Source organism: Deltaproteobacteria bacterium (assembly GCA_019309045.1).
GTDB lineage: Bacteria > Desulfobacterota > Syntrophobacteria > BM002 > BM002 > JAFDGZ01.
In genome coordinates this window covers 1-6,972 of record JAFDGZ010000117.1, presented here as the reverse complement: position 1 = coordinate 6,972, position 6,972 = coordinate 1, and the positions used below count along the sequence as shown (strand labels likewise).

At 57.9% G+C, this 6,972-nt stretch carries 6 protein-coding genes; all 6 read right to left on the bottom strand.

The window, feature by feature from the left end; genetic code table 11:
* Positions 1–216 precede the first annotated feature (216 nt).
* The 6 genes from JRI89_15915 to JRI89_15890 all read right to left on the bottom strand — a co-directional run bounded on the left by JRI89_15915 (position 217) and on the right by JRI89_15890 (position 6,324).
* Positions 217–534, bottom strand: coding sequence for a Smr/MutS family protein (locus tag JRI89_15915; protein MBW2072725.1), 318 nt, complete (start codon positions 532–534; stop codon positions 217–219).
* Between the two features lie 115 nt (positions 535–649).
* Positions 650–1,162 carry a metallophosphoesterase family protein gene (locus tag JRI89_15910; GenBank protein MBW2072724.1) on the bottom strand — a complete coding sequence of 171 codons (513 nt, stop codon included), beginning with the start codon at positions 1,160–1,162 and terminating at the stop codon, positions 650–652.
* Positions 1,163–1,257: 95 nt separating this feature from the next.
* A complete protein-coding gene (locus JRI89_15905; protein ID MBW2072723.1) occupies positions 1,258–3,333 on the bottom strand; it encodes a PBP1A family penicillin-binding protein in 2,076 nt (691 codons plus the stop codon).
* A gap of 21 nt (positions 3,334–3,354) precedes the next feature.
* Positions 3,355–4,179, bottom strand: a complete 825-nt coding sequence (gene mutM / locus JRI89_15900; GenBank protein MBW2072722.1) for a bifunctional DNA-formamidopyrimidine glycosylase/DNA-(apurinic or apyrimidinic site) lyase — start codon at positions 4,177–4,179, stop codon at positions 3,355–3,357.
* A 150-nt stretch (positions 4,180–4,329) separates the two neighbouring features.
* The gene (locus JRI89_15895; protein ID MBW2072721.1) at positions 4,330–5,412 is read right to left on the bottom strand and encodes a trypsin-like peptidase domain-containing protein; all 1,083 of its coding nucleotides are present in this window, start codon (positions 5,410–5,412) and stop codon (positions 4,330–4,332) included.
* Positions 5,413–5,451: 39 nt separating this feature from the next.
* On the bottom strand, positions 5,452–6,324 hold the full coding sequence (locus tag JRI89_15890; protein ID MBW2072720.1) for a trypsin-like peptidase domain-containing protein: 873 nt from the start codon (positions 6,322–6,324) through the stop codon (positions 5,452–5,454).
* Positions 6,325–6,972 lie beyond the last annotated feature (648 nt).

Sequence of the window (6,972 nt, the reverse complement as noted above, 5' to 3'; positions counted from 1 at the left end):
CGCGACTATGTTCTTTGCGGAGCAGGCCTTCCTGCCAAGCACCTCCGCCTTGGGAACTCGGCTACGGCCAGGGTTACGAGGCCCGTTTCGGTGCTCGGCGAGGTTATTCGGCTTTTCCATCGTTGCTGTGCCCCGTTCACGTTCGCGGCAAGATGCCGCTGCCACGATTATTGGCTGCGGCCAGGGCTGCGATGCCCGTTTCGGCTGGCGGCCACGTCAATCGGCTTCTTTTTCGGAAAAAGGCCGCAAAGAAACCACGGTGGCACCCCAGCCGCCGGCGCCCCCCTCAGCCAGACGAAAATCTGCAACCTCCGGCAGCCGACCGAGTATGGCGTGCACTGTTCTGCGCAACTGACCGGTCCCCTTGCCGTGGATTATGCGGACCTGAAAAATGCCCTCTTGCCTGCAGGCCCGCAGATACTCGGGCACCAGTGATTTCACCTCGGCAGGCAAAAAAGTATGCAGGTCCAGAATGCCGTCAATGGGAATTTCCACGGGGTCAACTCCCCTGGGATCTGTTTCCTTCTCTGCCACCGTTACTCCCCGCCATTCGGCCCCGGCGCCTCGAGATCTTGCTGGCAGACCTTTTCCTGTATGCCCCGGTGTGGTTCAGCCTCTGCTGGAGCCTCTGGCGCTGAGGCGCTCCACCCTATTTTAGAGACCCACCCCTTTTGCGGACAGAGGAGTCTTCCTGGTCGAGTCGCATCACCTGCGCCTGCACTTGCTTGCCTGTTATGCGCAGAAGAGCAACCGAGGTTGGTCCCCTGAAAGGCCCGGCAGTACCGGGATTAACATAGAGCACCCCGCCACGCTGCTCCACTGCCGCCCTGTGAGTGTGTCCGCTGATCACGGCGCTGATGCCAGCAGCAGCCGGGTCCAGATCAAGCAGTGCTCTGTCGTGCAGCACATAGAGCAAAACCTCTCCCAGCTCTACCAGTTCACTGACCGGCAGAGAATCGGCCCATCTTTGATAGTCCATGTTCCCCCGCACGGCAACCACCGGAGCCACCTTGCGCAACCCCTCGATCACTTCGATACTGCCAATGTCACCAGCGTGGACGATCATGTCAACCTCTCGAAAGATTTTCAGCACCTCGGGCCGCAGAGACCCGTGCGTATCCGACAGGACGCCCACAGTATAGCTGGCAGAATTCTCCTTCATACGGCACACTCGTTTCTTTCCCGTTGTTTCACCAATCATGCTCCGGCCTGGCTGCCGCCGCGGAAGCGATCCCCCGGGTCTTGCCGCCCTGACTGCTAGTAAAATTTGCCGCCACTGGTCTCACTGCCCTCTTCACAATACTCGCCTGGTTCTGTTCCTTTCACAAAGGCAGCGGTGACTGCATCCCTGCACTGCTGCGTGGCGCGCTTGCCAGTCTTTTCATCCATTTGCACCAGGATCACCGTGTCCGGTCGTTCAAAATCTCTCCTCTCGGTCTGCGGCAGAATAGCACGCATCACCTTTTTCCAGATAGGGAGTGCGGCCCTGGCCCCGGTCTCTCCTCGTCCCAGACTCTTGCTGCTGTCGTAGCCCACCCAGACTCCCACCGCCACCTGGGGAGAGTAGCCCACAAAAAGAGCATCGCGGTTGGCCTCAGTGGTGCCGGTTTTGCCAGCCAGAGGCCAGGGCAGTCTGGCTGCTGCTCTGCCAGTGCCTCTTTTTATTACGCCTCTGAGCATATCCGTCAGAATATAGGCAGCCTCCTGAGTGAGAACCGCCGAACTGTTGGGAACGTTCTGCCACACTGGTCGGTTGTGGGAGTCAACCACTGCGGTTATCCCGGCAGGCTCGATCCAGATGCCGCCATTGGCAAAGGCCTGGTAGGCTGAAACGAGCTCCAACAGACTCACCTCCGAAGTGCCCAGAGCCAGGGAGAGGTTCGGCTGCAAATTGCTTTTGATGCCCAGGCGGTGTGCAAAATCGATCACGGGATTCACTCCCAGTCGCTCCAGCAGCTTGATGGCTACAATGTTCTGGGAAATCTCCAGGGCCCGGCGCAGGGTAATTTCGCCCTCGTAGGTGCCGGAGTAGTTTTGCGGCTGCCAGCGGCCGCCGTTCTTCTGAGGATAGGATATGGGGGCATCCCAGATGCGGCTGGCTTGCGTGTAGCCGTGCTCCAGGGCGTAGGCATAAATAATCGGCTTGAAGGCGGAGCCGGGCTGACGCTTGGCCTGTACGGCCCTGTTGAACTTGCTCCGGTCATGGCTGCGGCCGCCTACCATGGCGCGAATCATGCCGGTGTGGACATCGAGGACGATTATGGCCCCCTCCACCTGCTCTCTGCTCTCGGGATGGCGGCGATCCACAACCTCGAGGCCGCTCTCGAGAGCGCTGCGCGCCGCCTGCTGCCAGTCTGCCCGCAAGGTGGTGGAAACTCTGAGTCCGCCTCTATAGAGGAGGTTTTCCCCGAGGATCTTCTCCAGCTTTGGTCTGAGATAGGAGACGAAGTAGGGCGCTCTGTTGCCGGTGTTCTGCTCGGCAGCGAGCTGCAGCGGTTTTGCTGATGCTGCAGAGTACTGCTCTGCAGTGATATATCCTGTGTGCAGCAGATTCTTGAGCACCGCAGCCCTTCGCTGCATAGCCCTGTCTGGGTGAAGAAGCGGCGAGTAGCGATTGGGGGCCCGAGGCAGACCAGCAATCAGGGCGCACTCGGCCAGATCCAGCTGCCAGACGTGCTTGCCAAAATAGGTGTTTGCCGCAGCCTCCACTCCATAGGCGCCGCTGCCAAGGTAAATCTGGTTCAGATAGAGTGCCAGAATTTCGTCTTTACGGTAGCGCCGCTCGATCTGCAGGGCCAGGATTGCTTCCTTGAGTTTTCTTGTCAGGGTCTTTTCAGGATTGAGAAAGAGGATCTTGGCAAGCTGCTGGGTGATGGTGCTGCCGCCTTGTTTGAGGCGCATGGACAGGATGTCTTTGCATACTGCTCGCAGAATACCCCGCCAGTCGAGGCCGGCATGCTGATAGAAGCGCCGATCCTCCGTGGCAATCACTGCGTCTTTCAAATAGGCAGGTATCCGGTCGAGCGGCACTGGAACACGCTTCTCTACAAAAAACTCGGCGATCTCCTGTCCGTCCGCAGAAAAAACTCTGGTCACAGCACTGGGCTGAAAGTTTTCCAGTTTCTGAATGCTGGGCAGATCATGCGACAACCCCAGATAAAGCCCCAACAGGGAGCCGCTGGCCACGCCAGCCAGCAGCACAAGAGCCACCCACAGGGAAAAGGCCTTTTTGCTCGATAGTTTTCTGCTCATGGCAATTATGCGACCTCGGCAGCAGAGTGTGGCTGCTGTTCCCGGGTCCCCTGGAGCAAACAGGGGCGGCTGCCTGGCCATTTCACTGTGCTGGCCACGCAGTTACCGCTGGCAGTGCGGGCAGGAAAAGGTGGCCCGGCCAGCCAGACTCTGGCGGATAATTGCCGCACCGCACCGGAGACAGGCTTCGTCCTTGCGGCCATAAACCTGCAATTCAGCCTGGAAGTAGCCCGGACTCCCACTGCTGTTGACAAAGTCTGCAATGGTAGTGCCGCCGCACTCTATAGCCCGCAGCAGCACATGACGGCAGCTCTGCACCAGCCGCTGGCATCCCTGCCGCGACAGTGTGCCAGCCGGGCGCTCTGGAGATAAGCCAGCAGCAAAGAGGATCTCATTTGCATAAATGTTGCCGATGCCCACCACTGCCCTGCTGTCCATGAGCAAGTTTTTCAATGGCTTGCTCTTGCCCCGGGTATAGCGATAGAGGTATTCCGGTGAAAAGTCCCTGCCCAGTGGTTCTGGACCCAGGCCGGCAAACACCCGTGCGCCATTGTCGTGTCCCGGCTGCAGCAGCCGTACGGATCCGAAGCGGCGCACGTCATTGAAACGAAGCTCCTTGCCGCTGTCCAGAAAAAAGCGCAGGTGATCGTGAACAGATCTGGCGCTGCCTGCAGGCATCAATATGAGCCGCCCGGTCATCCCAAGGTGAACCACCATGAGAGCACCGCTGTCCATGGCGAAGAGAAGGTACTTGGCTCTTCGGTCAACAGCTGTCACCCGGCTGCCCTGTACAAAACAGGTGAGACCTTTTCGCGGCACTGGGAAGCGGAGCTTACGGTTGCAGCTCACAACCCTGGTCACCTTCTTTTGCAGCAGGTGCGGCAGCAAGCCCCGTCTGATTACCTCCACTTCGGGCAGTTCAGGCACAATATCGATCCCTCGGGCAGCTGATGAATTTTATAACAGGTGGCTGCCCGACCTTTTCGCAGGGACGCTCTCAGCACCGGCCCGAGAACAGTTTACGATACCTGTCCGGCGCTAGCAGCTTTGCCTCAATCCAACAGTATGCCGCCAGGATCAGCGCGTGCTGGGCCTTTCTTCTAACAGAACATCCACTATTTGCCGGTAAATGCCGCCCCGGTAGACTTCCAGACGTATTACAGTGCCGGGCCGCTTGGCTCTGATTCGCTGTATGAGATCGTCTGCTGTTGCCACCGGCTCGCCGTCTGCGGCAACCACCACATCGCCGCCGGCAATGAATATGCGGTTGCCCACCCGAACCTTTCTGTCGCCTCCCTGCAAGCCCGCTTTGTAGGCGGGCCCGCCCTGCACCAGATCCACAATGAGCGCTCCTTTATCCACCTGCAGCCCCAGGGCCCGGGCGTCTCCGGGAAGAAGCGTGGTAATGGTGGCACCGATCCAGGGATAGGCATAGTAGCCTCTGGCGATCAGCTCCGGCACAATCCGCTTGGCAGTATTCACTGGAATTGCGAAGCCTATGCCCACGGAAGCTCCTGTTGGACTGAAAATCGCTGTGTTGATGCCGATCAATCTGCCGCTGGAATCGAGCAGCGGACCGCCTGAATTGCCAGGATTTATGGAGGCGTCGGTCTGAATGATATTCTCCATCAGCAGGCCGTTGCGCGCCCTCAATGTTCTGCCTATGGAGCTGATCACACCCGTAGTGAGCGTCTGCCCGAGGCCGAAGGGATTGCCGATGGCGAGCACTTTCTGCCCCACCCGGAGAGTGCTGGAGTCGCCCAGGGGGATTGTGGGAAGTCCTCGTGTGCCTGCTTTGATCTGGATTACAGCCAGGTCGCTGTCAGGATCAGCGCCCACCAGCTTGCCGGGCAGCTTGCTGCCGTCCGCCAGGGTAACCTCGAGCCGCTGGGCGTCTTCGATCACGTGGTTGTTCGTCAGTATGTACCCTCTCTTGTCAATAATAGCGCCGGATCCTGCCCCCCGCCTGGGAACAATATTGAGGAAAAAGTCTCTCTCCAGAGAAATGCTGGTAATGTTTACCACTGCGGGAGCAGCATTCTGGTATATGGTGATGTTGTTTTCTTCGTCTTCGGTCTCTGCCAGACCATAGCCGACACAGCCCAGCCAGCAAAGCAGCAAGGCCATTATGCATATCCTGCACTTGGTGTGTAGCTTCATATCTCACCGTTCTCTGTGCTCTGCGCTCTGATTGCAGAGTCAGTCTTTCCTGTCTGAAAACTGCTCGAACTCACCACTGGGCCGCTCCAGCTTCCTCCAGAACCACCAGATGAACAGGGCCACTAGCAGTATAGCAAGTACCCAGCTCAGGATCCGCGGCCAGATGGATACCAGCCCTGGCAGCAGCTTGCGGACAGTATCAGCAGGAATGGCAAAGCCTATGCCCACGCTGCTGCCAGTGGGACTGAAAATGGCGGTGTTGATGCCAATGACCTCTCCGTCAGAATTGATCAGGGGCCCCCCGGAGTTGCCCGGGTTTATGGCAGCATCCGTTTGAATAACGTGGCGGATTACAGTGCGCCGATTGATGCGAATATCCCTGCCCACCGAACTGACCGTGCCGGTAGTCAAGGTGTGGCCCAGGCCGAAAGGATTGCCAACGGCCAGCACTTTCTGGCCCACTTTCACCTTGCTCGAACGGCCGAGGGACAGGGGTTTGAGCAGCTTCGGGGGCGAATCGATCTTGATTACTGCCAGGTCGTTCTCCACCGAGCTTCCCACCAGCCGCGCCTTCCACTTGCTGCCATCCCCCAGGGTGACCTCCAGGTCCTCCTTGCCACCCACCACATGGAAGCTGGTGACTATGTATCCCCTGTCATCGACGATCACTCCTGAACCACTGCCCTCTGTGGGCACCGGGTTGAAAAAGAAATCCCTGTCAATGGCAATGGTGGTTATGTTGACTACACCGGCGGAAACTTCTTCGAAAACGCGAATAGTGTTCTCTTCTCCCCGGGTGAGCGCTGCGGCAGTGCCAGCCATTGCCCAGAACGTCAAAATTACCACAAGGACGAATGCCAGCCTCCCAGATGGCACCCTCCCTTTTATCAATGGACGACCAGCCAAACCCATGGCTGTCGAGTTCCTCCTATTTCCCAGTGCCACAGGATCCCCCAGCCATATTCTGAAAAACTGAGCCGTTCATACAGCAGCTCCCCATCTGCTCAATTCGCGCTTTGCTGCCCTCGTTGCCTGATGCTCTGTGATCCTGAGCCGGACTGATATCAGGGCGCCGAATTTTCTCTTGCTAATTTCAGGCCACCCTGTCATTGCCACACTTCTATATTCCAACTGCAAGATCTGAGAAAATAGCACCCCCCGAATACCTTGTAAAGGTTGATGGCAGAATGAAAGTGCACCCCTTGCACTAGCCGATTGCCGGCGGCTAACCTGAAGGCTGAGCCATCGGCCAGCATTACAATGGCGCAATCGCTTGCCGAAATAGACAGCAACACAGGACAACGCAGGCTAAAGCCTGCGGCTACCAGCTCGCTGCCGTGTCTGCAATCTCCTGTCACGCCTGGTTGACGATATTGGCTACAGGTGCACTTTCATTTTGCCATCAACCGAATATCCAATAACTGATAACTGTCAACCGGCAACTCTCGCTCACACCTTCCCGGAAATCCTGTACCACCAGGTGGCAAAATATTCGTATACAGCATGGGTCGAGGCAGCCAGCGCTCTCACCGATGGCCAGTACTGCAAAGGATCTTTGCC

Coding starts and splice junctions, on each gene's coding strand:
- JRI89_15910 (MBW2072724.1), bottom strand. CDS start 1,162: ATGAAGGAGAATTCTGCCAGCTATACTGTGGGCGTCCTGTCGGATACG.
- JRI89_15905 (MBW2072723.1), bottom strand. CDS start 3,333: ATGGCCAGGCAGCCGCCCCTGTTTGCTCCAGGGGACCCGGGAACAGCA.
- JRI89_15895 (MBW2072721.1), bottom strand. CDS start 5,412: ATGAAGCTACACACCAAGTGCAGGATATGCATAATGGCCTTGCTGCTT.
- JRI89_15890 (MBW2072720.1), bottom strand. CDS start 6,324: ATGGGTTTGGCTGGTCGTCCATTGATAAAAGGGAGGGTGCCATCTGGG.